This is a genomic window from Aureimonas altamirensis, from assembly GCF_023702225.1.
GTDB lineage: Bacteria > Pseudomonadota > Alphaproteobacteria > Rhizobiales > Rhizobiaceae > Aureimonas > Aureimonas altamirensis_B.
In genome coordinates this window covers 295,914-321,917 of record NZ_JAMQCO010000005.1, presented here as the reverse complement: position 1 = coordinate 321,917, position 26,004 = coordinate 295,914, and the positions used below count along the sequence as shown (strand labels likewise).

The window sequence follows — 26,004 nt, the reverse complement described above, 5'->3', positions numbered from 1 at the left end:
ATTGATGCGTCCGGCTGTCCGGCGCCTGAAGCGCCGGGCCTAGAGCGGGATGGAGTTGCGGGCGGCGTAATCCCGCAGGAAGTCGCGGAGCCGGCCCTGCCGGAACCTGTTTTCCAGGAAGGCATCGAGCTCGCGCGAAAGGTCCCCGGCATCCAGTTCCAGCAGCATCGCCTTCACCGGCCCGATCGAGGACGTGGTCATGGATATGGATTTGAAGCCCAGTGCGATCAATGCCATGGCCGATAATGGCTGTCCGGCCATCTCGCCGCACAGCGTCACGGACACGTCGTTGCGTTCGCCCGCCCGCAGGATTTCGCGCAGCGCCTTCAGGAAGGGCGGCGACAGGTCGTCGAAGCGTCCGGAGATCTGCGCATTGCCGCGGTCCACGGCACAGAAGAACTGGAACAGGTCGTTGGAGCCGATGGATACGAAATCCACCAGCGCCATCAATTCGTCGAGCTGGTACAGCATCGACGGCACCTCGATCATCGCGCCCAGCTTCAGGCGGCGCGGCATGACGTGGCCGAAGCGCGTCTGCTGCTTGAACTCGCGGGAGATCAGGTCGCGCGCCTGCTTCAGCTCCTCCATGTCCGTCACCATGGGAAACATGACGCGCAGCTCCCGCCCCCCGGCCGCGCGCAACAGGGCGCGAAGCTGCGTGCGCATCAGGCCGGGCTTGTCGAGCGCCAGCCGCAGGGCGCGGTAGCCGAGGGCGGGGTTTTCTTCCGCCGACTGGTGGAGGTAGGGCAAGACCTTGTCACCGCCGACATCGAGCGTGCGGAACGTCACGGGCTTGTCGCCCGCCGCATCCAGCACGGAGGCGTAGAGCCGCTCCTGTTCGCTGGTCTTCGGCATTGCCGAAGCAACCATGAACTGCAGCTCCGTCCGAAAGAGACCGACACCGTCGGCGCCCGAATCGGCCAGTTGCGGCAGGTCCACGAGAAGGCCGGCATTGACCAGCAGCCAGACGCGGCGGCCGTCCTTCGTCTCGGCCGGCTGGTCCCGCAGCTGGCGGTAGCGCTCCTGACGGCGGGCGCGGAAAGCCACGCGCTCGGCGTAGACATCCTCGATGTCGGAGGGCGGGCGCAGGTGCACCACGCCCTTTTCTCCGTCGACGATGATGGCGTCGCCCTTTTCGGCCATCGAAACGGCGCCCTTGGCCTGTCCGACGACCGGGATTCCGAGCGCCTTGGCCACGATCACGACGTGGCTCGTCGGCGCCCCCTCTTCCAGCACCAGGCCGCGCACCTGCTCGCGGCGGTAATCCAGAAGCTCGGCCGCGCCCATGTTTCGGCAGACGATGATGGCGTCGCCCGCATCGTCCTCGCCGAACAGGTCGGCGGCCTGCCCCATCAACTGGCGCAGCAGGCGGTTGGCGAGGTCGTCGAAATCGTGCAGGCGCTCGCGCAGATAGGGGTCGGCCATGTGCATCATGCGCGCCCGCATGTCCGACTGCACCTTCTCGACGGAAGCTTCCGCCGTCAGGCCGTTGCGCACGGCCTCTTCCAGCTTGCGCACCCAGCCCCTGTCGTTGGCGAACATTCGATAGGCTTCGAGGACAGCGCGGTGCTCGCCCTCCACCGCGATGTCGCGGCGCGACAGCATGTCCTCGATGGAGATGCGCAACGAAGACAGCGCCCCGTCGAGCCGCGCCACCTCTCCCTCGACATCCTCGTTGAACAGGTTTGTCACCACGACGCGCGGCTCGTGCAGCACCACGCTGCCCAGGCCGATGCCGTCCGCAAGCGCTGCGCCTTCGATCATGACGGGACGCGACAGGTCCAGCACCACGCCCGGCCGCGACAATCCCTCCAGGCTGCCGGCGGCGACCATCTCGGCAATCACCATGCCGACGGTCTCGAGCGCTTCGGTCTCCTCGTCGCGGTAGACGCGCTTGGCCTTGTTCTGCACGACCAGCACGCCCAACGTGCGCCCCGCCCGCAGGATCGGCACACCCAGGAAGGAGTTGTAGATCTCTTCTCCGGTTTCCGGCAGGTAGGTGAAGGCGGGATGCTTCTGGGCGTCGTTGAGGTTGAGCGCCCGGGCCGTCGCGGCGATGGTGCCGACGAGCCCTTCGCCGAGGCGCAATTGCGCAAGGTGGACCGATCCCGGGTTCAACCCTTCCGTCGCATAGAGTTCGAGTACGCCGTCGGCGCGCAGGATGTACAGGGAGCACACCTCCGCCACCATGTTGGCGGCGATCTGGCGGACGATCTCGTCCAGCCGCGCCTGTGGCTCCAGCGGCTCGGCCATCAATTCGCGCATGCGGCGCAACAACACCCGCGGCCCGGGGGAATCGCTTCGCGTCAAGGGCGTCATCCGTCCGTCACGTTGGGACATCGCCCGCACGGGCGATGTCGATTCGGGCGTTCTGGATGCCGCCCGTGTTCAGGGACGAGCTTTGTCGAGACCGTAGACCGAATGCAAGGTCCGAACCGCCAGTTCGGAAAACTCGCCGTCGATCAGGATGGATATCTTGATCTCCGACGTGGTGATGGCGCGGATGTTGATACCTCGGTTCGCCAGCGCCTTGAAGGCCGTTGCGGCGACGCCCGTATGGCTGCGCATGCCGATGCCGATGACGGACACCTTGGTCAGGCCGCCCTCGGACTGGATGACGTCGAAGCGCATGTCCGACTTGGCGTTCTCGATGATGGTCGTCGCCTTGTCGAGGTCGCTGGCCGGCACCGTGAATGTCATGTCGGTGCGGGTGCCGTCCTCGGAGATGTTCTGCACGATCATGTCGACGTTCACGCCGGCATCGGCCAGCGGGCCGAAGATGGCGGCGGCGATGCCGGGCCTGTCCTCGACGCGGCGAAGCGATATCTGCGCCTCGTCCTTGGCGTAGGCGATGCCGGTGACGACCTGCTGTTCCAAGATTTCATCCTCGTCGCAAATGAGGGTACCCGGCGGGTTGTCGAAATCGCCCATGCCGGGCGCATCCGGATCCTCGAAAGAAGAACGCACGAACGTGCGCACCTTGTGAACCATCGCCAGCTCGACCGAGCGCACCTGCAGCACCTTGGCGCCCAGCGACGCCATTTCCAGCATCTCCTCGAAGGATATGCGGTCCATGCGGCGGGCCTTCGGCTCGATACGCGGATCCGTCGTGTAGACGCCGTCCACATCCGTATAGATGTCGCAGCGGTCGGCCTTCAGCGCGGCCGCCACGGCGACGGCGCTGGTGTCCGAGCCGCCGCGTCCGAGCGTGGCGATCCGCCTGTCCGGGGCGATCCCCTGGAAACCGGCGATCACCGCCACCTGCCCTTCGGCGAAACGACGCGTGATATCGGAGGCGTCGATATCCTCGATGCGGGCCGCGCCATGGGCATTGTCTGTCGATATAGGAATCTGCCACCCCATCCAGGAGCGCGCATTGACGCCCATCGACTGCAGAACGATGGCCAAAAGGCCGGCCGTCACCTGCTCTCCCGATGCGACGACGGTATCGTATTCGCGCGCGTCGTGGATGGGCGAGGCCTCCCGGCACCAGCCGACCAGCTCGTTGGTCTTGCCCGACATGGCGGAAACCACCACCGCCACCTCGTGACCGGCGTCGACCTCGCGTTTGACGTGGCGGGCCACGTTGCGGATACGGTCGACATCGGCCACCGAGGTGCCGCCGAATTTGAGGACGAGACGCGCCATGGGACAAGAAGCTTGATGTTGTCCGGCAACCCGCAGGCGGCCGATAGTTGAAAAGAACACGCGACAGAGAGCCGCACTGCGCAGCCCGATCGCGAAAGCGCCGCTCAGTAACCGAAATTACGGCTGGCCGCAAGAAGCCTCCGGTTGACTTGCCGGACTGCGCGGCCCATCCAGCTAGCCTGACCACGGCAGGCGGAGGCATCATGTCCGACAACAAGGCGACGACCATCGATGCGGCGGAGGTCGAGCGCTTCTCCCGGCTGGCCGCCGAATGGTGGAACCCGCATGGAAAGTTCCGGCCGCTGCACAAGTTCAATCCCGTCCGGCTCGAATGGATCCGGAACGAGATCGTCCGGCATTTCGACCGCGATGCGCGGGCGCCCGATCCGCTGTCCGGCCTGCGCATACTGGATATCGGCTGCGGTGGCGGCCTCGTCTGCGAGCCGTTGTCCCGGCTGGGTGCCGACATTACCGGCGCCGACGCCAGCGCCACGAATATCGAGGTGGCGCGCCTGCATGCAGCCGAGGGCGGCCTCGCCATTGACTATCGCGCCACCACGGCCGAGGCGCTGGCGGAAGCAGGCGAAACCTACGACGTCGTCCTGGCGCTCGAGATCGTCGAGCACGTCGCCGACGTCCCGTTCTTCCTGACCACCTGCGCCGGCATGGTCCGCCCCGGCGGGGTCATGGTGGTCGCCACCATAAACCGGACGATGAAGGCCCTGGCGCTGGCCATCGTCGGCGCGGAATACGTTCTGCGCTGGCTTCCGCGCGGCACCCACTCCTATGAGAAACTGGTGCGCCCCGAGGAAATCGATCTGCCGCTGAAAGCCGCCGGCCTTATCCCGGCGGCGCGCACCGGCGTCGCCTACTCGCCCCTGGCCGACACATGGCGCGCCACCTCCGACATGGACGTCAACTACATGATGTCGGCCACCCGGCCGGCTTGACGCCGCGCACTGGAAATTCGAAATGCAGTCTGATAGTTGAAGCTGACAGCAGCGGTCATGTTATGGCCGCCCGGACTGCGGGAACCGTCGAATGGCCTCGTCTGCATCGCGCAAAACCATATACCAGCCGGAAGGCCGGGTTCTGGCGTTTCCCGCGTGCCCGACCTCGTCGCGCATCATGCCCGGCCCCGGCATGCTCGACGATGCGCAGCGCATCGAGCTGGATCGCTTGCGCTGGCTTGCCCTGCGCAGCCGGCTGGCCCCAAAGCCGAACCTCGAAAAGGCGTGCTTCCTGCTTGCAGCGGGGCGCGAGGCTTCGCTCGAGCGCTATTCGGTCTGCTTCTTCCGGGGGCTGGCCGACCATGCCCGTCGCGACATGGTGATCTACCGCCCCGGCGCCCGCGCGGTCAGCGACGACGAGACCTGGCTGCTGCGCCTCATGGCCGCATGGCGCCGGAACGAGCCGCGTGCCGCAGCCGCGCTCGTCGCATGGCGGGTGGAGCCCTCGCACCAGCGTTGGCTGCGGTTTCTGTCGGAAGGCCTTTCGGCCTCGCTGGATGCCTGAAACCTGTTGACGGTCGTCGCGCGCGCCGTGAGGTGATTGCGTTACGTCCGTCCATGTCCCAACTATCGGGTGACATGATGGACATGCGCCCGATCAACACCAGACCGCCCGCCCGGCCCGCGCGCTTCGACGCGACCGGCGTCAAGGCGGTTCTCGGACCCACCAACACCGGCAAGACGTGGCTTGCGATCGAGCGGATGGTAGCCCATTCGTCGGGCGTGATCGGGCTGCCTTTGCGCCTGCTGGCGCGGGAAGTCTATCAGCGCGTCGTCGATCGGGTCGGCATCGGCGCGGTTTCGCTGATTACCGGTGAAGAGAAGATCAAGCCGCCGAACGCCCGCTATTGCGTCTGCACCGTCGAGGCGATGCCGGTCGAGTCCGGTGCGGCCTTCGTCGCCATCGACGAGGTGCAACTGGCCGGCGACCTGGAGCGCGGCCACGTCTTCACCGACAGGATCCTGCATATGCGCGGCCGCGAGGAGACGCTGCTTCTCGGCTCCGCGACCATGCGCGGCGTGCTGGAAAGGTTGCTGCCGGGCATCGTGGTGCAGACGCGGCCGCGCCTGTCGCAACTGCTCTACGCCGGCTCCAGGAAGATCACCCGCCTGCCCCGCCGCAGCGCCATCGTCGCCTTCTCGGCGGACGAGGTCTACGCAATCGCGGAGTTGATAAGGCGTCAGCGCGGCGGCGCCGCCGTCGTGCTGGGGGCCCTCAGCCCGCGCACGCGCAACGCACAGGTCGAACTGTACCAGAATGGCGACGTCGAGTTTCTGGTGGCCACGGATGCCGTCGGCATGGGGCTCAACCTCGACGTCGACCACGTCGCCTTCGCACAGGACTGGAAATTCGACGGCTTCCAGTACCGCCAGCTTTCGCCGGCCGAATACGGCCAGATCGCCGGCCGCGCCGGGCGGCATGTGCGCGACGGAACCTTCGGGGTTACCGGCCAGGTCGATCCCTTGCCGCAGGAGCTGGTCGAGGCGCTGGAAGCCCACCGCTTCGAGCCGCTGAAAGTCCTGCAATGGCGTTCGCGGCAGCTCGATTTCTCGTCATGCGACGCGCTCCGCCAAAGCCTGGACGCGCCGCCCGCCTCGCCCGACCTCACCCGCAGCCTGCCTTCCGTCGATCAGCGCGCGCTTGGCCTTTTGGCAGCCGATCCCGGCATAGCCCGGCTGGCAAAGGGCGCGCGCGCGGTCGAACTTCTGTGGGAGGCCTGCAAGCTTCCCGACTATCGGCGAATCGCTCCGGCCCAGCATGCGGACATCATCGCCTCCATCTACCGCGACCTGACCGGGCGCGGCCATGTCGCGGAAGACTACATGGCCGCGCAGGTTGAAAGGGCCGACTTCACCGAGGGCGACATCGACGCGCTATCGCAGCGGATCGCGGAAATCCGCACCTGGACCTATATTTCGCACCGGCCCGGATGGCTTGCCGATCCGTCACACTGGCAGGAAAAGACGCGCGCGATCGAGGACAGGCTGTCCGACGCGTTGCACGAGCGGTTGACGAAACGCTTCGTAGACCGCAGGACAAGCGTCTTGATGAGGCGGCTGAGAGAGAACGCATTCATGGAAGCTGAGATCGGCGGCGACGGCAAGGTGCTCGTGGAGGGTCACCATGTAGGCGAGCTGCAGGGGTTCAGGTTCACGCCGGACGTCAAGTCCGACGGCCCCGATGCGAAAGCCGTGCGCGCCGCGGCGCAGAAGGCCCTGACCGGAGAATACGACAACCGGGCGGAGCGCTTCGCGAACGCCCCCAATGGCGATTTCGCACTTGGGTCGGATGGCCTTCTGCGATGGCTGGGCGCGCCCGTCGCCGTGCTGAGCGCCGGCGACTCGCCCTTGCGTCCGCGCCTCGTGCTTCTGGCCGACGACCAGTTGGCCGGCGCCCAGCGCGACAAGGTGCAGGCGCGCGCCGAGCGTTACGTGACCTATCAGGTTTCCACCATCCTCAAGCCGCTCGTGGATCTCGAGGCCGGCGAAGGCCTCGAGGGGACTGCCAAGGGCATCGCCTATCGCCTTGCCGAGAATTTCGGGCTTCTGCAGCGCCGCGAGATCGCCGACGATGTCCGCAGCCTGGATCAGGATGCCCGCGCGGCCCTGCGCGCCCTTGGCGTACGCTTCGGAGCCTATCACATTTTCCTGCCCATGCTGGTCAAGCCTGCGCCGGCGCAGCTCATCACCCTTCTCTGGGGCATCCGCAACGATGGTCGCGACCGCCCCGGCTTCGGCGAGGTGACGCAGCTCCTGGCCACCGGCCGCACCTCCGCGCCGCTGGATGCCGGCTTCGACCCCGTCTTCTATACTCTGTCCGGCTACCGCGTTCTCGGCCGGCGCGCGGTGCGCGTCGACATTCTGGAGCGCCTCGCCGACCTGATCCGCCCAGCCCTGTCCTGGAAGCCCGGCGTCGGCAAGCGCCCGGAAGGAGCGTTCGATGGGCGCGAGTTCCAGGTAACGGCGGCGATGATGTCCATTCTCGGCGCAACGCCCGACGATATGGACGAGATCCTCAAGGGCCTCGGTTACCGCGCCCGCAGCGTCGAGCAGGCCGAGGTGGATCGTCTGGTCGCGGCGCAGGAGGCTGCATCCGCGCCGGCCGTGGCACAACTTCCGCCGGAAGACGCCGCGATCGCCGAAGAAGCCGCCATCGCGACGCCCGCAGAGGCGGATGCGCCGGGCGCCGCAACCGAGGCGCAGCCCGAGAGCCCTCTGATGCAGCCTGCCGCGGCCGTCACCGACGAAGAAGCCGTCGAGACGGCGCCGGAAGACGCGCCCGTTCCCGTCGACGCCATCCTGTCCGACAATACGCCGGCCGACGCGGTCGAAATGGTATCGGGCGAGGTCGCGCCCGACGATGAGACGGCCGCCGCAAACGCGCCGGATGATGCGGCCACGGAAGAGCGCAAGCTTGTCCAGCTCTGGAAGCCGCACCGGGGCGAGGGCCGCGGCGGAAGGCGCGACGACACGCGCGCCAACCGTGGCGGCCAGCAGCAGCGACGCCGCCCGGGAGGGCAGCAGGGTGCACAGGCCGGAGCGCCAGGCGAAGGCCGGCGCGGCGACCGCGAGGGCCATGAGGGTGCGCAGCAGCGCAAGCCGTGGCAGAAGCCCAAGCGTGCGGAAGGGCGTGGCAAGCCGAGACCGGACCAGGATGAGCGCAAGCCCGCCATGCGGGAGGAAAGGCGGCCCGAACGGCAAAAGCCGCTCGACCCCGACTCCCCCTTCGCCAAGCTGGCCGCGCTGAAGGACATGCTCAAGAAGTAAGGGCCGGCGGATGACGGGAGGCGAGCAGCGTATCGACAAGTGGCTGTTCTTCGCCCGCGTCGTCAAATCGCGCAGCCTTGCGCAGAAGCTGGCCGTTTCCGGCGCCGTTCGCGTCAACCGGGACAAGGTGGAACATGCCGCGCGCCTGGTGCGGCCCGGAGACGTTCTGACCATACGGCTGGACAGATCCGTTCGCGTGTTGCGGGTGCTGACGGCCGGAGAAAGGCGTGGCCCGGCCAGCGAGGCGGCCTGCCTTTTCGAGGAGCTGACATCGACCGGCCCGGCCGCCGGCATCGATGTGCAGGAGAATTCTTTATCGCAATAGGGGCTTGCGGCGACAAGCTTTGCTCTTGCAACGCAACCGGCAAGGGGCTACCTCCGCCCGGCGTGGCGACGTTGTCTCAAGGCCAAGTCGCTGGCGCCAGCCTCATCAACCAACCGGCGTGATCCTGACCGTCCCGCCGGTGCGTCCGGGAACAGGGTGACATGACCTACGTGGTGACTGACAACTGCATTCGTTGCAAGTACACCGACTGCGTGGAGGTCTGCCCCGTCGACTGCTTCTACGAAGGCGAGAACATGCTCGTCATCCATCCGGACGAATGTATCGATTGCGGCGTCTGCGAGCCTGAATGCCCGGCAGAGGCGATCAAGCCGGATACGGAGCCGGGGCTCGACAAGTGGCTGCAGCTCAACGCCGACTTCGCCGAAAAATGGCCCAACATCACGATCAAGCGGGATGCGCCCGCCGATGCCAAGGATATGGATGGCGTCGAGGGGAAGCTCGAGAAGTTCTTCTCTGCCGAGCCTGGCTCCGGCGACTGACAAGCTTTGCGCAGGGTTGGGTCGCTAATCATCGACGGAGGGCCGCGCAAGCCGGCCTCCGGGCGACCGCACTGCGACGAGGTCAGGGCATAAATGCCCACCCGAAGTTGAATGCGACTGCCGGCGCGTCGATATGCGATATCGGGCCGCATGCTGCGGCGCGCATATAAGCCCTGCATTTTTGTTGAGTTTTCTGCGGAATTAGGGTATTATTTTCGCAACAGTCGAATGCTGGCTTGCTTCAACTTGCATCACCCGGCTTCGTGGCACTTCCGAAAGGCGTTTCTTCGTCACCTTTGGTTGCACCCCTCCGGCTTTTGCCGGACCGGCGATCATGGCCTCGCGAAACTCCTTCGGCAGCGCAGACTGTCGTGCCATCATGAGGTGGCCCGCGCTCTAATCCGGCGACCCTGCGTGTCGTCCCCGTGCATAGCGGCACTCGAGGCCGCGCACAACAGGGAGTTTTATCAGGCGTATGAGCATTCAGAAGAAGACCTCCCAGCGTCAAGGTTTCAAGACTGGTGAAAGCATCGTCTACCCCGCCCACGGCGTCGGTCAGATCGTAGCCATCGAAGAGCAGACGGTTGCGGGGATGAAGCTCGAACTCTTCGTCATCGACTTCGAGAAGGACAAGATGCGGCTGAAGGTGCCGGTCGCGAAGGCAGAGTCCGTCGGCATGCGCAAGCTGTCCGAGACGGATTTCGTCGACAGGGCGCTGAAGGTCGTGCAGGGCCGTGCGCGCGTCAAGCGCACGATGTGGAGCCGCCGCGCCCAGGAATACGATGCGAAGATCAATTCCGGCGATCTGATTTCCATCGCCGAGGTGGTCCGCGATCTGTATCGCGCCGACAGCCAGCCCGAGCAGTCCTATTCGGAACGTCAGCTCTATGAAGCTGCCCTCGGCCGCATGGCACGCGAGCTGGCCGCCGTCAACGAGGTTTCCGAGACGGAAGCCGTGCGCCTGATCGAGATCAATCTCAACAAGCGGCCGGCTCGCGCCAAGGTCGCCGAGAACGACGAAGACGAAATCGAGGCCGACGAGGCCGCTTGATCCACAGGCTTTCGATTCCCTTGAAAAGCCGGCCGTCGCGCCGGCTTTTTCTTTGCCTTCACTTTCTCTTGCCCTCCTTTGTCAATGGTCGAGTGCGCCCTGCGACCATTATGACCACCCCCTTCCCTTGCCGCGGCGCTCCGGCGATCTATTTCGGAAAAAAATCCACCTTCCGGGAACCAACGGTTGCGTGCGGGATTGTTCCTGTGCGTGGGGCGATGGGGATGGGTTTCGAGCCTCGCGCGACACGTACTGTCAGATTTCAGCGAAAGGCTCCAAGATGAAATCCCAGTCCGCAGGCCGCGTAATGATCCGGGCGGCAATGGCCGCGCCCTATCTTCAGCGGGACGAGGAATACGAGCTCGCAGTCCGTTGGAAGGATCTCAAAGACCAGGATGCGCTTCACCGGATGACGGCCGCACACATGCGTCTGGTGATTTCGATGGCAGCGAAGTTCCGCCATTTCGGCCTGTCGATGAACGATCTCATCCAGGAGGGGCATGTCGGTCTTTTGGAGGCGGCTGCGCGTTTCGAGCCGGAGCGGGAAGTGCGCTTCTCCACCTATGCCACTTGGTGGATCCGGGCTTCCATACAGGATTATATCCTGCGCAACTGGTCCATCGTCCGCGGTGGCACGTCTTCCGCGCAGAAGGCCCTCTTCTTCAATCTTCGTCGGCTTCGCGCACGCCTCAGCCAGGGGTCCGAGAGTCTCGCCTCGAGCGAGATGTACCGGGAGATCGCGCAGGCGCTGAACGTGTCAGTCGGCGACGTGGCGCTGATGGACAGCCGCCTGTCAGGTCCGGATTCGTCGCTGAATGCGCCCCTGATGGAAGACGAGTCCGGCAGCGCGGATCGACAGGATTTCCTGGTGTCCGACGCTCCCCTTCCCGACGAGATGGTATCCAGTTCCATCGACGATGAGCGCCGCGTGATCTGGCTGACGGACGCGCTCGATGTGTTGTCGGACCGGGAACTGCGCATCATCCGGGAACGCCGGCTGCAGGACGACGGGGCAACGCTCGAGGCGCTCGGAAGCGAGCTCGGAATCTCCAAGGAACGCGTACGTCAGATCGAAACGCGCGCGCTGGAGAAGCTGCGGGCGGCGCTTCTGGCGCGCAACCCCGATCAGGCAGCCTATGTAAGCTGAATCGCCTGAAGCGCTCGACCGATTGGGCGGTGTCTGCGGACGCCGCCCTTTTTATGCTTTTACTCGGAAATGATCTTGTAGCGCGAGCCGGTCCGCACGCCGCCGGCGTCGCGAAGGCCGTTCAGCAGCCGGAACAGCTCCACCTTGCGGTCTACCCCCTGCATCCGCGCGGCGATCGATGCTTCCGTATCGCCGATGCCTGCCGTGACCACGCGAATGCGCAACGGCTTCAGGCCCTGGCGCTCCTCTGCCGTCATCATGCGGAAGCTTTGCGATATCTCCCGTGCGATCGGCTCCAGCCGGCTCGACGATGCCGCCGGCATCGCCGTCAGGAAGCGGTAAACCTGCCCGCCGACGCGGATGACGGTGATGTCGAAGGCATAGGCGCCCCCTTGGGCCCTGGCATTGACCGCCTCCAGGCCGTTGACGCGGATCGGCCGGACCGAATTCTGGTCGAGGCCGCCGATCCACCCGCTGCGCACATACTCTTCCAGCGGCGTGCGCTCGGATACCGCCACGCCGTCGAAACGGATGGCGGTGTCCCCCGGCCCTGTCGCCAGCACCGCCTCAGCCGTGTTGTCGATGACGAAGTCCCGCGGCACGCTGAACGATATGCCGAGACCGGGGTGGAAGAAATTGCGTTCGCGCACGTAGCCTTCCGCGGCCGTATCCCCGAACAGCATGCCGTCGATGCCGGACAGATAGCGGTCCCTGTCCGCAACGCCGGTTCCCGGTCCGCCGAACTCGGCGGCATGCCGGCGTGCGAAATCGATGCGCTGGGCCGAGGCTGGATGGGATGCGAGGAAGTCCAGTTCCGGATTGCTCGCCTGGAAGGCGTTGCGGAAACGACTGAAGGATTCCATCGCCTCCAGGAAGCGGGCGGCTGCATACGGGTCGTAACCGGCCCGCCCGACATGGCGGATGCCGAGCGCATCCGCTTCGAGCTCCTGGTTGCGCGAGAAGCTGGCCAGGCTCAACTGGCCCTTCGCCAGCGCGGCCTGCCCGGCCTGCGGACTGGACAGGACTTCGCTGACGACGCGCCCGGCCAGTTCCGCTGCCTGCTCCCGCTCCTGCCGCTTGATACCATGGTTGGCCGACACGTGCCCCATCTCGTGGGCCAGCACGGCGGCGACTTCCGCCGAATCGTTGGCAAGCGCCAGAAGGCCGCGCGTCACGTAGAGATAACCACCCGGCAAGGCAAAGGCATTGATGTTCGGCGAGTTCAGCACCGTGATCGAGTAGACGCGCGTCGGATCGTCGGAATAGGCCGCAAGGCGCCCGACGATGGCGGCAAGCGCCCGCTCCAGCTTCGGGTCCGAATAGGCCCCGCCATAGGCAGCCAGGATACGTGGATGCTGCGACCGCCCGATAGAGGATTGCGGATCGGTGGATTGCGCGCTTTCGAAACTGATCGGCTGCCGCTGCTGTGCCGGCAGGAAACCTGTCTGGCCCGACGCGCCGGAAGCCATGTCCTCCATGCTCGCGCCAAGCGACGTGCAGCCCGACAGCGCCAGCCCCGCCGAAAGACAGGCCAGCACGCGCCAGCCGGCGCGCCTGTCGCGCAGGCCGGCAGGATCGCCCCGTCGAACCGACATGGTGGCCGTCATGATTCCCTTAACCCCTCGTCGCGGCACAAGATTCCGCTGCATTGGTAGCGTGCCCAACCGCCCCTGCGAAAGCACCGAGGCGCAACAGGTGCGCGAATAACCGTCGATAGCCGATTGCCCGGCAAATCCGACGGAAATATGGGGTCGCGCAAGCGACTGCGCCAGCCGTCACCCGGCAAGATATCCCGCCAGGGCAGGATCGGGCGGAGGGCCCAGCATCCGGGCCGTCGTACCGATGGCCGCGATGCGCCCGCCTTCCACATAGGCGATGCGGTCGGCATGGCCGACGGCATCCTCCGGCTGGTGCGTTACCATGAGGATCGTCAGCCCGGCCTCATGCCGAAGACGCGCCATCAGCGCCAGAACGTCCTGCCGCATCGCCGGCCCAAGGGCGGCGAGCGGCTCGTCCAGCAGAAGCAGCGGTCTTCGACGCACCATCGCGCGTGCCAGCGCCACGCGCTGCCGCTCGCCGCCCGACATGGCGGCCGGCAGCCGCTTGCCGAAGCCGGACAGACCGACATCGTCGAGCGCGGCCTGCGCGGATTGCTTCTCCGCCGGGCTTGCGCGTACCGCCGTCGTCAGGCCGAGCAGCACGTTGGCTTCGGCCGTCAGGTTGGGGAACAGGTTGTTCTCCTGGAAGACGAAACTCACCGGCCGGTCGGCGGGGGCTGCCGACGTCATGTCGCGTCCGCCGAACAGGACCCGGCCCCGGTCCGGTTGCAGAAAGCCCGCCACGATGTCCAGCAGCGTCGACTTGCCGGCGCCGCTGGGCCCGATGATGGCCAGCCATTCACCGGCGGCCACGCTCAGATCGAAGCGGAGCGTCAGGCCCTCATGGGCGAAGGTCACGTCGTCGAGTACGAGGGCTGGCTGTGCTGTCATGGCGTCCTGTCGGTTTGCGCGCCGCGTTCGGCGAGCCACATCAAGGTCAGGCAGGTAGCGGCCAGGATCAGGGCGATGCCGGCCGCGTCCGCGGTACGATAGCTGCCCATGCGCTGCAGCAGCAGATAGGGCAGCGTCACCAGGTCCTGGCTGCCGAACAGCGCGACAACGCCGAGATCGCCCAGCGAGAGGGACAATCCGAAGGCCAGCGCCAACCCCAGCGGACGCCGGAGCGCCGGCCAGAGCACCAGCCGCCAGTAGGCCCATCCGCGAATGCCCAGATGCGCGGCGATTCGGGCGCGCTGCATCTCGGCGCGGTCCATGGCCGGCGTCAGGACACGGAGCATGAAGGGTACGGCCATGACCGCGTTCGCGGTAACCACGACCAGCGGCGCCAGCGATGCGACCGCGGCGAACTCCCGCAGGATCAGGAACCACCCCGCACCGACCACGATCGGCGGAACCACCAGCACGATGCTGCCCGCATAGTCGATAAGGCCGCTTCGCCTGCCCTGCCGGCCGAGGGCGAGGGCCAGCGAAAGGGCAAGGCCCATGGCCGTGGCCGAAAAGGCGATCGCAAGGCTGGTCAGGAGGGCCCTGTGCACGGCAGGCTGCATCACGAGCCCGGCAAGATCCGAAGCGAGACCGCTGCAGAGAATGGCGCAGAACGGCGCCAGGATAAAGGCGAGGCCCGCAACGATCAGGGCGGTATCGGCAACGCGGGCGGCGGGACCGTCGGTGTCGTAGCGGCGCGACCGCCCCCCGAGCGAGGCGATGCCGGCGTCCGATCGGCCGAGGATGGACGAGATCGCAAGCACGACGGATACGACCACGATCTGCATCAGCGACAAGGCCATGACCCGGGCCGGGTCGAAATCGTAGCGGAGAGCCTGGTAGATGGCCACTTCCAGCGTCGTGGCCGCCGGGCCACCGCCCAGCACCAGCACGATGGCGAAGCTTGTGACGCACAGCATGAAGACGAGCGTCAGAGTTCCCGGAAGGGTGGCGCGGATAGCCGGCCATTCGACCAGCCGGAAGGTGGCCCGACGCCCCATCGACAATTGCCCCGCCAGCTTCCAGCTTTCCGCCGGAATGGCCGACAGGGCCGCAAGCATCAGCCGTGTGGCCAGCGGCATGTTGAAAAACACATGCGCGATGAGGATGCCGGTCAGGCCGTAGATATCCAGCCGGCCGATGCCGGCCGCCGCCAGCGCCGACGACAGGAGGCCCGAGCGGCCGAAGACGGCGAGGATGCCGAGCGCCGCGACGAGGGTGGGCAGAGCCTGCGGCAGCAGCATGATGCGCAGGATGAGCTGCCGTCCGGGAAAGGCGCGACGGTGCATCGCCAGGGCCAGAGGCAACGCGAAGAGCGCCGACAGAAGCGCGGAAAGCCCGGCTTGCACCAGGGTGAAGCGCAGCACGCCGTGGACATATGGGTCGGCCGCGACCAGCGCCAGGGCCGGCCGTGCCCCGGTGGCCAGCGGTAGGGCTAGAAACGGCGCAAGCAGGACGAGCGCGATGAAGGCAAGGCCGAGCGCCCCGGCAAGCAGCCGCTTGCCGCTCGGCTTCATGCGCGAGACGGCGTCAGCGGCCAATCGCCTGCAGCCATTCCTGCGTCCAGGCCTGCCGGTTGGCCGCGACCTCCTCGGGATCGATCGTCAGCGCCCTAGCCGGCGACACGAGCTTGTCGAAGGCCTCCGGCAAAGGCTGCGATGGCGACACGACCGGCAGTGTCCAGTTCGTCACCGGGATGAAGGACTGGACTTCCGGCGACACCAGATATTCCAGGAAAGCCTTGGCAAGGTCCGGGTGATCGGAGGTCCGCAGAACCCCGGCGATCTCGACCTGCATGTACTGGCCTTCCGAAAAACGGGCCGCCTTGTATCGCTCCGTTCCCTCCTCCACCATGTGGTAGGCCGGCGACGTCGTATAGGACAGGACGATCGGCGCCTCGCCGGTGGTAAACAGCCCGTACGCCTCGCTCCATCCCGGCGTCACCGTCAGGATGCGGGGGCTCAGCGCCTTCCATTTTTCCGCCGCGGCGTCGCCGTAGACGGCCTTCATCCACAAAAGCAGGCCCAGGCCGGGCGTCGACGTGCGCGGATCCATGAGGACGATCTTCTCGTCGGCCGGGCCGGCGATCAAGGCATCGAAGCTGTCCGGCACAGTCGAAACCGTTTCGCTGTCGTAGACGAAGGCCAGCGGCGCATAGTCGAACGGCACGAAATCGGCATCGTCGTAGGCGATGGGCAGTTCCAGTTTCGACAGGTCGATTCCCGTCGGCGCGAACAGGCCCGTCTCGCGCAGTTCCGGGATAAGATCCGTCGTCATTCCCAGGGCCACATCCGCCTCGGTGCCCTCGCCTTCGAGCCGAAGGCGATTGAGGATGCCGACGCCGTCGTCGAGCCCGACGAAGCGCAGGTCGCAGCCGCACATCGCTTCGAACCCCGTCTCGATGCGCGGGCCCGGGCCCCAGTCCGGCACGAAGCTGTCATAGGTATAGACTGTCAGGACCGGCTTTTCGGCTTCCTGAGCGAAAGCTTGTGACAGGGGGGCGGAAGACAGGGCCGTGAAAACGAGGGTGGACAGCAGCAACGTGCGCATGAGGCATCCATGGTAGCCGGAAGGCGCAGGCGGCGACCGCCTCCGGCGACCGTCTCCCATCCCTCCGCCGGTACGAGCCGGATCAGGTTCGTCGGGTTGGCTCTTGCCTCTCAGCCCCTGGATGGGGCACCCCGTGAGTGGACACCATTCTAACGCCTGCCCGTGCGGGCGCAAGCGCAAGGGAGCGCCGCCGTGACTTCATTCGCCCTATTGCTTGCAGGCGATATCAGTGCCGGCGCGGCCTTGGGTGCGGCAATTGCCGGCCGACGCATCATCGCGGCGGATGGCGGCTCGCGGCACGCGGCCGCGCTGGGCGTGACGCCGGAACTGATCGTCGGCGATTTCGATTCGGTCGATCCGGCCATCCTGGAGGCCTACCCGCTCGTGCCGCGCCATGGCCTTCCGCGCGACAAGGGCGAGACGGACGGAGAAACCGCACTGCGCATGGCGGCGGAACTGGGCGCCGAAGACCTGCTCGTCGTCGGAGCCCTTGGCGGCGCACGGACCGATCACACCTTTTCCAACCTCAACCTCGCGGTCGCCATGGCGGACCGGTTCGAGAAACTGTGGCTCTTCGACGGGCGGGAGCATGTCTTCCCTCTGGTGCCCGGCCGCACCCTGCGCCACGAAGCGCAGCGCGGCACGCAATTCTCGATCTGCAAGTTCTCGGCCCTTTCGGGGCTTACCATACGCGGGGCCAAATGGCCGCTCACCCGCATCGAGCTTCCCTTCGACTCGCTCCTCACCCAGTCCAACGAGGCTCTCGGGCCGGTCGAGATCGAGATCGAGGCGGGCCGCGCCTTTGCCGTCTTCAGTGGGCACGAATAGTCCGGCCTGGACATTTTCCATCTTTGCGGCCGGCCGCTCTTCGCCTATTGTCCGCGCCGGCTGGTCCCATAGCTCAGCAGGATAGAGCACCAGATTCCTAATCTGGGGGTCGTTGGTTCGAATCCAACTGGGATCACCAACGCCCTCTCTGAGCACGAAGCGCAACAGGACCAGAGAAGCGCTCTCTTTTGCCCGCCTGGCGTCGCAGACGGCCCAGCCTCCCTATCTGATGGCCGCTAAACCGTCAGTTCCTTGCGGACGATGTCGGCGCCCGCGGCCAGCGCCCGAAGCTTGCCGGATGCGACCTGCCGGGACAGCGGCGCCATTCCGCAATTGGTGCAGGGATAGAGATCCTCGGCATCGACGAACTGCAGCGCCTTGCGCAGAGTATCGGCAACCTGTTCGGGCGTTTCCACAGTGTTGGAGGCGACGTCGATCGCCCCGACCATCACCTTCTTCCCGCGGATGAGCTCGATCAGGTCCATGGGGACATGCGAGTTCTGGCATTCGAGCGAGACCATGTCGATGCTCGACTTCCGCAGCTTGGGGAAGGCGTTTTCATACTGGCGCCACTCCTGGCCCAGCGTCTTCTTCCAGTCCGTATTGGCCTTGATGCCATAGCCGTAGCAGATATGGACTGCCGTCTGGCACTTGAGGCCTTCGGCTGCTCGTTCCAGCGCGGCAATGCCCCAGTCGTTCACTTCGTCGAAGAAGACATTGAAGGCCGGTTCGTCGAACTGGACGATGTCGACGCCGGCGGCCTCAAGCTCCCTGGCCTCTTCATTGAGGATCCTGGCAAATTCCCAGGCCAGCTTTTCGCGGCTCCTGTAGTGGCCGTCGTAGAGTGTATCGATCATGGTCATCGGCCCCGGCAGGGCCCATTTGATCGCCTGGCTGGTCTGCTGGCGCAGGAACTTGGCGTCGTCGACAAAGACCGATCTGGGGCGAGATACCGCGCCGACAACGGTCGGCACGCTGGCATCATAGCGATTGCGGATGCGGACCGTTTCGCGCTTTTCGAAATCGACGCCGTCGAGATGCTCGATGAAAGTGGTCACGAAATGCTGGCGCGTCTGCTCGCCATCGCTGACGATATCGATGCCGGCCAGGCTTTGGTCGGCCAGGGTCACCCGCAGTGCATCCCGCTTGCCCTCGATCAGCGCGTCGCCCTCCAGCTTCCAGGGTGACCAGAGCTTTTCGGGCTGGGCCAGCCAGGAAGGCTTGGGCAGGCTGCCGGCGGTCGATGTCTGAAGCAGTCTTGTCATGGTGTAGGGCCTTGTAATCCTGGAGGTCATGCTGCGGCTTTTGCGGACCATTGCGCGAGCAGGGTCCGGTACGGCTTGATGAAATGCTCTTCCGCGAACTTGCCCTGTTCCACGGCCAGCCGGCTACGCTCTTCGCGATCGTAGACGATGCGGGTCAGCGAATAGTCGGCATGCTTCAGGCTGGGCCGATAGATGGCGCTGGCTGCCGAATTGGCATTGTAGATCTCGGGGCGGTAAATTCTCTGGAAGGTCTCCATCGTACTGATCGTGCCGATCAGTTCCAGATTGGAGTAATCGGCCAAGAGGTCGCCGATGAAGTAAAAGGCCAGCGGCGCGACGCTGCCGGCGGGCATGAAGTAGCGGACCGCCATTCCCATCTTGGCAAAATAGGCATCGGTCGAGGACGCCTCGTCCTGCCGATATTCGACGCCCATGATGGGATGGTGGAGTTCTGTCCTGCGATAGGTCTTGCTCGTCGAGGCGCTGATGCAGATGACCGGCGGCTTGCTGAAATGCGACAGGTAGGCTTCGGAACGTAGAAAGCTCTTGAACAGCTTGCCGTGCAAGTCACCAAAATCCGCTGGAACGCCGAATTTGGGCCGATCCCTGTTATACTCCGGCAGCACGACGCTGAAGTCGTAGTCGCGGACATAGGACGAAAAATTGTTCCCGACGATGCCATCGATGCGCGTGTCGGTTTTGCGGTCGAGGACCGTCGTCTTAAGCATTTCGATCAGCGGCAGAGCATTTGCCGCAATGCTCATCTCGACGGAGATAATGTCGAGTTCGACGCTGTATCGATCGCCTGTCGGGTTGTCCCAATGCGCCAGTGCATTGAAGCGATTGTCGATCATCGCAAGGGCGTTTCGCAGGTTCTGCTGCCGCGTCTCGCCTCGCGCCAGATTGGCGAAGTTCGTCGTGATGCGCGTATTCTCCGACGGGCAGTAATCCTCGTCGAAACGCGTGCTCCTGATCATGAATGTAGCGAGCGGATTTTCAATCCGAGACATGTGATGGCCCCATGGTTTGGGGGCATGGGTCAGCACACACATAGCGATATCGGCCGCATCGCTGCAGCTTCGCTACGGCACACCGGGACACCCCGCCCGTGGACGTAATCGTGCTCAGGCAGGTCTCCTGGCTCGCGGGTCGGCGCCGCTGTCCGTCTTCCCGGAATTTCTCCCAGTGACAATGCTGGACATTGGCTCGCCGCTTACAGTTGCGGGGGCAGCGCCGGCTTTTCCGAGACATACGGAGCACCGACTTCCCTCTTAGCCCCGGCATGTTGCAGGCAACGGCCGGGGAACCTAGGCAGGGGCAATTTCCTCCATGCGTCTGCGAAAGTCAAGGGACATATAAGGACATCCTTATGTCTCCATATCAGACTGTCTTGTGCCTGTTGTGCAGGAGCTTTGCCCGATCGGTTGCGATCAACCCACAGCCATAAACAATACCTCGATCGGTGGGTAGTTTAAGCCTATCGGTCTATGGCTCTATAAAATTGAGTTATAGAATATCGATTGGCACGTGGATACGGTTTCTGTGTCGAATTGGCAAAGATGATTTGATCCACGCGATGCTTTTACATGCCGATAATCTTTCGCACGACATCTTCAACAGTCGGCAGGGCTCACCGTACGACGCCATCGTCGTGGGCAGCGGGGCGGCCGGCGGGGTGGCTTGCCACGAGTTGACGCATGCCGGGCTGCGCGTCCTGGTGCTGGAGGCCGGCTGGGAGCCCACCTCTCCGCTGGCCGGCGTCAACGCGCCATCGGCACGACTTGTCGCATCGATCACAAACGGCTTGCGCCAACGAGCCATTCCCCCCGTCCTGAACGCACTCGGCATGAAGGCCCTGTCGGCCTTCGGCAAAGTCCGGCAGCCGGTTCAGTCCCGATGTTTCGCATGGAAACTGTCTCCCGGATCTCTGGTCGACGATCGCGACTGCCCGTACGAAACGGCGCCGGGTACCCAGTTCAACTGGTTTCGGTCTCGCCAGCTCGGCGGCAGGATGACGGTGCCGGGCCATGGGCGGCAATATTATCGCATGGCGGAGGCCGATCTGGGAGGCGACCGCCACGGGCGGCCTGCATGGCCGCTGGACCTTTCCGAACTCGAGCCCTTTTATGCCGAGCTCGAACAGAAGCTGCGCCTGCGGGGCGGCAACGACAGCTCCGCTTTCGTGCCGGACAGCCTTATCCACACCATCGTTGCGCCACGGCCGGACGAGGCGGCGATGATCTCCGCGCTCCGCGACCGGTCGCCGGAACTGCATCCTGTTCTCGGCCGCTACGCGCCTCCGCCGAACTGGGTCGCGATGGCTGCCGAAAGCGGCCGTCTTACCCTGGCCACCGGCGCAATCGTCGATCGCGTGCGCAAGGACCGCGGCGGGAACGTGACCGGCGTCGACTGGATCGATCGCCGCAGCGGCACGCGCAAGTCTGCGGAAGCGCCGATCGTCTTCCTGTGCGCTTCGGCATTCGAATCCACGCGCATCCTGCTGATGTCGCGCGATCCCTCGAACCGGGAGGGCATCGGCATGCATTCCGATGCCCTCGGACGTTTCGTCATGGACCACGCCGTCGCCAGTTGCGCCGGCTACGTCGATGCGCGAAAGGACGACGACGCGGCGTCGGCAACGGTCGAGCATGGTCGCTGCATCTACGTGCCGGCAATGGCGCAGGCGGAAGACCCGGAGACGGGCGGACTGCTGGAAAGCGCTTTCGGGATGCAACTGCATCGCCAGCCGATCGGTGACGATCGCGCCCGGATCGACATCGTCGGCTTTGCCCCGATGCTTCCTCGCGCGGAGAACCGCGTGCGTCTGTCGTCCCGCAAGGACAGGTTCGGCGTGCCCATCCTCACCATCGACTGCCGCTATGGCGATGCCGACCGCGCAATCGCCCGGTGCATGCTGGAAAGCGTGGCGGAAGCGGCGAAGGTGCTCGGCATCGACGTCGAATATCTCAGCAAGGAGATCGCCCCACCGGGTACCGGCATCCATGAATGCGGCACGGCGCGCATGGGCTCCGACCCCTCCACGTCGGTCGTCGATGCCAACGGCGAGTGCTGGGACGTCAAGGGGCTCTACGTCACCGATGCGGCCGCGCTGCCGTCGCTCGGCATACAGAACCCGACGCTGACGATCATGGCCCTCTCCGCACGGGCCGCCGCACACGCGTCCGGCCGGCGGCTTCGGCGGGAAGGCGCGCCTGAGCGCCCACGGGTTGCGGAACTTACCTGACGATACCCATCGCAACACGGCGCATGAGAGCGGACGGGTATTTCATCCCCAGATTCACCACGCAGGTGCGATCGAGTATGTCCAGCGTCCGGGAACACATGTCCCGGTCGTATCGGATTTCCCGGTTCGCCCATGCCCATGGGTTCAGCCTGGGATGTGACGTACGCTGCGCAAGGATGGGCTCCCAGTTGGTATAGACGTGCTTCGAGCTGTCGCGCAGGCGGTTCCAGACGCCGCGCCGCTGCTGCAACTCGACGGCAGCTTCCTTCGTCGGGGCCAAAAGCGTCAGGCTGACCGCGCTGTCTGCATCATTATGCGGCGTCACGCGGAATTCGGAGCTGCCGGACAGGATATCGGCCATCATGGCGCGGCGCTTGCGCATGCGCTCCAGCATCGGCCCAACCTTCTTCAGTTGCACCGCCAGCATCGCGGTCTGGATTTCGGTGACCTTGAAGTTGACGCCGATGAGGGCTGGCTCGCCGAGCGGTTCCTCGTGGTCGCGGATCAGGTCGCCGAGGTCGTGGTAGCCCCGAGCCCTGGCGAAATATCGGCTGTTGCCCGTCAGGACGGCGCCGCCTTCGCCGATATTCATGTTCTTCATCTTGTTGAAGCTGAAGGCGCCGAGATCGCCGATGGCGCCGAGATGTCGGCCCTTGTATCCGACGCCGACTGCTTGGCAGGCATCCTCGATGACGAGCAGATCGTGCCTGCTGGCGATCGCCATGATCGCATCCATGTCGCATGGCGCATTGCCCATGTGAACGGGCATGATGGCCCGCGTATAGGGCGTGATCTTCCGCTCGATATCGTAGGGGTCTATGGTGAGCGTTTCGTCGATATCGACGAAGATCGGCACCGCCCCGACGATCACGACGGCCGCTGCCGTGGCCATCCAGGTATAGGCGGGAACGAGAACCTCGTCACCCGGCCCGATCCCGGCGCCGACAAGCGCCGAAATGAGTGCGGCCGTACCCGAGGATACCGCAAGCGCGTGCCGGGCGCCGGTCGTCTCGGCCAGCCGACTTTCGAAGGTGTTGGTGAAGCGTGCCTCCTTGCCGTGGCGCGACAGGTGGCCCCGCGCGATCGCGCGGCCGGCGGCAACCCATTCTTCCATTCCCATCGATGGCACCTGAACTCCTCCGGCCCTGGGGCCTTTTCTCGTCGATCAAGAATGACATTTCCCCTGTACGGGCCGGGATGGCAGCCGGAACCTCTTGCGGAAACATTACCAAAAAGGAGTAGTCATGCTTTAGGAATGCATCCTTAGATTGCACGCATACAATACTCTGGATATGTCACGTCCAACTCTGCAGCCGCCGTATCCGGGTCCGACTCCCGATGGCGCGTATTCATGCGTGAAAGCTGGAAAGCCATGACGACAGAAGCCTCCCGCAAGCGGGCCGTTCGCATTGTCCTGATATTCGTAATCGTTTTCATCGCGTGCCTTGCCGGCATAACGTCTCGCCCCGCCGGCCTTCTGGCCACATTCTGGCCCGCCAATGCCATCGTCGTCGGCCTGTTTACCCGCCATCGCAGTCTCGGACATCCACTGGACTGGCTTGCGGTGGTTGCCGGCTACGGAGCGGCAGACATTGGGACCGGAAGCACGATGAACGCCACGCTGTTGCTGAATATGGCCAATCTTGGCGGCGTCGCCGCCGGTGTCTTGGTGTTTCGCCAGTTTTCGCCTCAGGAGTTCCGCTTGCGGCGCCCCAATTCCGTCATCAAGCTGGCGGCGGCGGCGTGCGTCCCTGCCATGATGACGGCGGCCGCTGGCGCACTGGCGTGCAACGTGCTTTTCGGCGACGCGGTGATCGTCGCCTTTGCAGAATGGCTTTCGGCCGAGATGACGAGCTACGTCGCCATCCTGCCCTTCATCGCGACGTTTCCCCATCGCTGGCGTCGTGCCCTCAGGCAGCATGGCGCCGACGGAACATCCCTGCGGCGGCTGGCGGGCCCGACGCTCACGCTCGGCCTGTGCTGCATATTCGGTGTCGTGATCGGTGGCCCGGCAGCCGTTTTCTTCCCGCTTCCCGCATTGCTGTGGTTCGCGATCTCGCTGCCGCTCTTCACCAATACGATCGTCCTTCTCCTGTATCTGGTGCTGGCCAATGTCGCGATCGCATCCGGGCTGGTCGATATGCGCGTCGATCTGGAAAACGCTTGCAATATCATTTCGCTTCGGTTCGCGTTGACCCTGCTGATCCTCGGTCCCCTCGCCGTATCGTCCATCAGCTCGAGCCGTCTTGTCCTTGTGCGGCAGTTGCAGAAGGCGCTGGCAACGGACTTCCTGACCGGGGCGCTTTCCCGTTCGGAATTTCTGCGCCGAGCTCGCAACGCCGCCGCGGACGCACGCTGCGCCGTGCTGGTGCTCGATGTCGACCGCTTCAAGCTCATCAACGATACCTACGGCCATGCGGCCGGCGATGCCGCCTTGCGGGATTTTGCCGGAGCGGTGCGCAGGGCGTTGCGCGCGGGCGACCAGTTCGGCCGCATGGGCGGCGAAGAGTTTGCCCTCGTTCTCCCGAACACGAGGACCCGCGAGGCCTTCCTGTTTGCGGAAAGGTTGCGGGAGGCGATATCCCTGATGTCGATCGAAACGCGCGAGGCACGCCCGTTCGGCATTACGGTCAGCATCGGCATCAGTTCGGCGGGGCCGGATGGACACAGCCTGTCCGACGCGCTGCAGAAGGCCGACAGGCTTCTCTACTCAGCCAAGAAGGGCGGGCGCAACAGGGTGATGTCCGAGCTTGTCCCGGCGTAAACCAGGCGCTACGCCGATAGCCATGGAAAGCCCCTGCCTGAAGATCTGCACATTCGACAAACGAATTGGCCAGTGCACCGCATGCCTGCGCACGATCGACGAGATCGCCCGTTGGGGCAGCATGAGCGACGCCGAGCGCGCAAGCATCCTGGCAGCCCTGCCACAACGACGCAGGTGACGGAACGAGACTCCCATTTGCCGCATTATCGCCTAAATCATGAAAAGTGCGTTAATCGTGGAGGCGATCATCATGGGCAGCATTACCCCGAATACGGTCGAGACCTTCATCGTCCCCGACGAAGTCATGGTGCGTCGTCGCGTGCTGCCGGCAGGCCGCTATCACGGTCATCATCGCGGATCCATCTGGGAGATCGTCCTCAGCGACGACGAGCGCCGCGAGTTCGGTTACCGTCGTCCGTCACTCAACGTGACGGAACTGGTTTCGGAGGGCTACGTGCTGACGGAGCGCCCATCCGCCTGATCCATCACCTGTTCCGAAGATACTTGATCACGGCCGAGAAATCTTCTCCGCCGCCGCCGGCCGCCTCGAACGCCTCGTATATTTCCTGGGCGTGCCGGCCCAGAGGCGTGGCCGATCCCGATGCTTCCGCGGCCTCCCGCGCCAGTCCGAGATCCTTGAGCATGAGCGCGGCCGCGAAGCCCGGACGGTATTCGCGGTTGGCCGGCGATCCGGGCACCGGCCCGGGTACGGGGCAATAGGTGGTCAGGGACCAGCATTGGCCGGAAGACGTGGAGGCCACGTCGAACAGCGCCTGATGCGACAGGCCCAGCTTTTCGGCCAGCACGAAGGCTTCCGCGACACCGATCATCGAAATGCCGAGGATCATGTTGTTGCAGATCTTCGCCGCCTGCCCTGCCCCGGCCGCGCCGCAATGAACGATCCGCTTGCCCATGCACGCCAGGACAGGATGCGCGGCCGAGAACGCCTGATCGGACCCGCCGCACATCAGGGTCAGCGTCGCCGCCTCCGCGCCGACCGTGCCGCCGGATACCGGCGCATCCAGCGAAGGCATGCCGGCAGCGCCGGCCATCGCATGCGCCTCGCGCGCGCTGCCGACATCGATGGTCGAGCAATCGACCAGCAGCGTGCCCGGCGCTGCAAGCGACGTCAGGTCCGCCCAGACCCCGGTGACATGGCGGCCTGCCGGGAGCATGGTGATGACGGCGCCCGCATCGGCCACGGCATCGGCAAGCCCTGCGGCCAGGGAAAGCCCGGCCGCCTGCGCGGCGGCGCGCGCGCCTTCCGCAAGGTCGAAGCCGGTGACCGCATGGCCGGCCGCCTTCAGGTTGAGGGCCATGGGCAGCCCCATATTGCCGAGGCCGACGAAGGCGATCCGCAT

The 26,004-nt window shown here is 65.2% G+C and carries 22 protein-coding genes, 1 tRNA gene and 2 riboswitches; of the genes, 13 read left to right on the top strand and 10 right to left on the bottom strand.

Annotation, left to right across the window (positions count from 1 at the left end):
• Positions 1-39: 39 nt before the first annotated feature.
• Both ptsP and NDN16_RS11075 read right to left on the bottom strand, forming a co-directional pair.
• Positions 40-2,319 carry a phosphoenolpyruvate--protein phosphotransferase gene (ptsP, locus tag NDN16_RS11080; protein WP_251113675.1) on the bottom strand — a complete coding sequence of 760 codons (2,280 nt, stop codon included), beginning with the start codon at positions 2,317-2,319 and terminating at the stop codon, positions 40-42.
• 69 nt (positions 2,320-2,388) lie between these two features.
• Complete coding sequence (locus NDN16_RS11075; protein WP_251113674.1) at positions 2,389-3,648, bottom strand: aspartate kinase; 1,260 nt, start codon at positions 3,646-3,648, stop codon at positions 2,389-2,391.
• Positions 3,649-3,851: 203 nt separating this feature from the next.
• Here NDN16_RS11075 and ubiG point away from each other — a divergent pair, with 203 nt between their 5' ends.
• From ubiG to NDN16_RS11040, 7 genes are all read left to right on the top strand, one after another.
• Positions 3,852-4,598, top strand: a complete 747-nt coding sequence (ubiG, locus tag NDN16_RS11070) for a bifunctional 2-polyprenyl-6-hydroxyphenol methylase/3-demethylubiquinol 3-O-methyltransferase UbiG (protein WP_251113673.1) — start codon at positions 3,852-3,854, stop codon at positions 4,596-4,598.
• Between the two features lie 91 nt (positions 4,599-4,689).
• Positions 4,690-5,163, top strand: a complete 474-nt coding sequence (locus tag NDN16_RS11065; protein WP_251113672.1) for a hypothetical protein — start codon at positions 4,690-4,692, stop codon at positions 5,161-5,163.
• A gap of 74 nt (positions 5,164-5,237) precedes the next feature.
• Positions 5,238-8,426 (top strand): helicase-related protein, encoded by a 3,189-nt coding sequence (locus NDN16_RS11060; protein ID WP_435301093.1) that lies wholly within the window; start codon positions 5,238-5,240, stop codon positions 8,424-8,426.
• Positions 8,427-8,436: 10 nt separating this feature from the next.
• The gene (locus tag NDN16_RS11055; protein ID WP_353050213.1) at positions 8,437-8,751 is read left to right on the top strand and encodes an RNA-binding S4 domain-containing protein; all 315 of its coding nucleotides are present in this window, start codon (positions 8,437-8,439) and stop codon (positions 8,749-8,751) included.
• 161 nt (positions 8,752-8,912) lie between these two features.
• Positions 8,913-9,251: a ferredoxin FdxA gene (gene fdxA, locus NDN16_RS11050; protein WP_251113671.1), complete on the top strand. Its 339-nt coding sequence runs from the start codon at positions 8,913-8,915 to the stop codon at positions 9,249-9,251.
• Between the two features lie 475 nt (positions 9,252-9,726).
• Positions 9,727-10,302 (top strand): CarD family transcriptional regulator, encoded by a 576-nt coding sequence (locus NDN16_RS11045; protein WP_039196203.1) that lies wholly within the window; start codon positions 9,727-9,729, stop codon positions 10,300-10,302.
• Positions 10,303-10,582: 280 nt separating this feature from the next.
• Positions 10,583-11,449 carry an RNA polymerase factor sigma-32 gene (locus tag NDN16_RS11040; RefSeq protein WP_251113670.1) on the top strand — a complete coding sequence of 289 codons (867 nt, stop codon included), beginning with the start codon at positions 10,583-10,585 and terminating at the stop codon, positions 11,447-11,449.
• A gap of 59 nt (positions 11,450-11,508) precedes the next feature.
• Here NDN16_RS11040 and NDN16_RS11035 read toward each other — a convergent pair whose 3' ends face one another.
• From NDN16_RS11035 to thiB, 4 genes are all read right to left on the bottom strand, one after another.
• Positions 11,509-13,056 (bottom strand): M48 family metalloprotease, encoded by a 1,548-nt coding sequence (locus NDN16_RS11035; RefSeq protein WP_251113669.1) that lies wholly within the window; start codon positions 13,054-13,056, stop codon positions 11,509-11,511.
• 168 nt (positions 13,057-13,224) lie between these two features.
• A complete protein-coding gene (locus NDN16_RS11030) occupies positions 13,225-13,938 on the bottom strand; it encodes a thiamine ABC transporter ATP-binding protein (protein WP_251113668.1) in 714 nt (237 codons plus the stop codon).
• Positions 13,935-15,509: a thiamine/thiamine pyrophosphate ABC transporter permease gene (thiP, locus tag NDN16_RS11025; RefSeq protein ID WP_435301092.1), complete on the bottom strand. Its 1,575-nt coding sequence runs from the start codon at positions 15,507-15,509 to the stop codon at positions 13,935-13,937. Before thiP ends, NDN16_RS11030 begins: the two co-directional genes overlap by 4 nt.
• 13 nt (positions 15,510-15,522) lie before the next feature.
• Entirely contained in the window at positions 15,523-16,542 is a 1,020-nt protein-coding gene (gene thiB / locus NDN16_RS11020; RefSeq protein WP_251113666.1) for a thiamine ABC transporter substrate binding subunit, read from the bottom strand.
• Positions 16,543-16,584: 42 nt separating this feature from the next.
• A riboswitch (TPP riboswitch) is annotated at positions 16,585-16,686 on the bottom strand.
• A 48-nt stretch (positions 16,687-16,734) separates the two neighbouring features.
• Between thiB and NDN16_RS11015 the strand changes: the two genes are divergently transcribed.
• A complete protein-coding gene (locus NDN16_RS11015) occupies positions 16,735-17,370 on the top strand; it encodes a thiamine diphosphokinase (RefSeq protein WP_251113665.1) in 636 nt (211 codons plus the stop codon).
• Positions 17,371-17,432: 62 nt separating this feature from the next.
• Positions 17,433-17,509, top strand: a tRNA-Arg gene (locus tag NDN16_RS11010).
• 97 nt (positions 17,510-17,606) lie between these two features.
• On the opposite strand, the gene NDN16_RS11005 is transcribed toward NDN16_RS11010, so the two are convergent.
• Positions 17,607-18,635: a methionine synthase gene (locus NDN16_RS11005; RefSeq protein ID WP_251113664.1), complete on the bottom strand. Its 1,029-nt coding sequence runs from the start codon at positions 18,633-18,635 to the stop codon at positions 17,607-17,609.
• A 26-nt stretch (positions 18,636-18,661) separates the two neighbouring features.
• Positions 18,662-19,645 (bottom strand): DUF1852 domain-containing protein, encoded by a 984-nt coding sequence (locus NDN16_RS11000; RefSeq protein ID WP_251113663.1) that lies wholly within the window; start codon positions 19,643-19,645, stop codon positions 18,662-18,664.
• 100 nt (positions 19,646-19,745) lie between these two features.
• Positions 19,746-19,961, bottom strand: a riboswitch (cobalamin riboswitch).
• A gap of 250 nt (positions 19,962-20,211) precedes the next feature.
• Between NDN16_RS11000 and NDN16_RS10995 the strand changes: the two genes are divergently transcribed.
• The gene (locus tag NDN16_RS10995) at positions 20,212-21,879 is read left to right on the top strand and encodes a GMC oxidoreductase (protein WP_251113662.1); all 1,668 of its coding nucleotides are present in this window, start codon (positions 20,212-20,214) and stop codon (positions 21,877-21,879) included.
• Here the strand turns inward: NDN16_RS10995 and NDN16_RS10990 are convergent.
• On the bottom strand, positions 21,872-22,999 hold the full coding sequence (locus NDN16_RS10990) for a DegT/DnrJ/EryC1/StrS family aminotransferase (protein WP_285292611.1): 1,128 nt from the start codon (positions 22,997-22,999) through the stop codon (positions 21,872-21,874). The two genes, NDN16_RS10995 and NDN16_RS10990, sit on opposite strands and share 8 nt — an antisense overlap.
• Before the next feature lie 252 nt (positions 23,000-23,251).
• On the opposite strand from NDN16_RS10990, the gene NDN16_RS10985 reads away from it, so the two are divergent.
• From NDN16_RS10985 to NDN16_RS10975, 3 genes are all read left to right on the top strand, one after another.
• Entirely contained in the window at positions 23,252-24,643 is a 1,392-nt protein-coding gene (locus NDN16_RS10985; RefSeq protein ID WP_251113660.1) for a GGDEF domain-containing protein, read from the top strand.
• A 22-nt stretch (positions 24,644-24,665) separates the two neighbouring features.
• A complete protein-coding gene (locus NDN16_RS10980; RefSeq protein WP_251113659.1) occupies positions 24,666-24,821 on the top strand; it encodes a DUF1289 domain-containing protein in 156 nt (51 codons plus the stop codon).
• Between the two features lie 72 nt (positions 24,822-24,893).
• On the top strand, positions 24,894-25,124 hold the full coding sequence (locus NDN16_RS10975) for a hypothetical protein (protein WP_251113658.1): 231 nt from the start codon (positions 24,894-24,896) through the stop codon (positions 25,122-25,124).
• Between the two features lie 4 nt (positions 25,125-25,128).
• Here the strand turns inward: NDN16_RS10975 and mmsB are convergent, their stop codons facing one another.
• Positions 25,129-26,004 (bottom strand): 3-hydroxyisobutyrate dehydrogenase, encoded by an 876-nt coding sequence (gene mmsB, locus NDN16_RS10970; RefSeq protein WP_435301091.1) that lies wholly within the window; start codon positions 26,002-26,004, stop codon positions 25,129-25,131.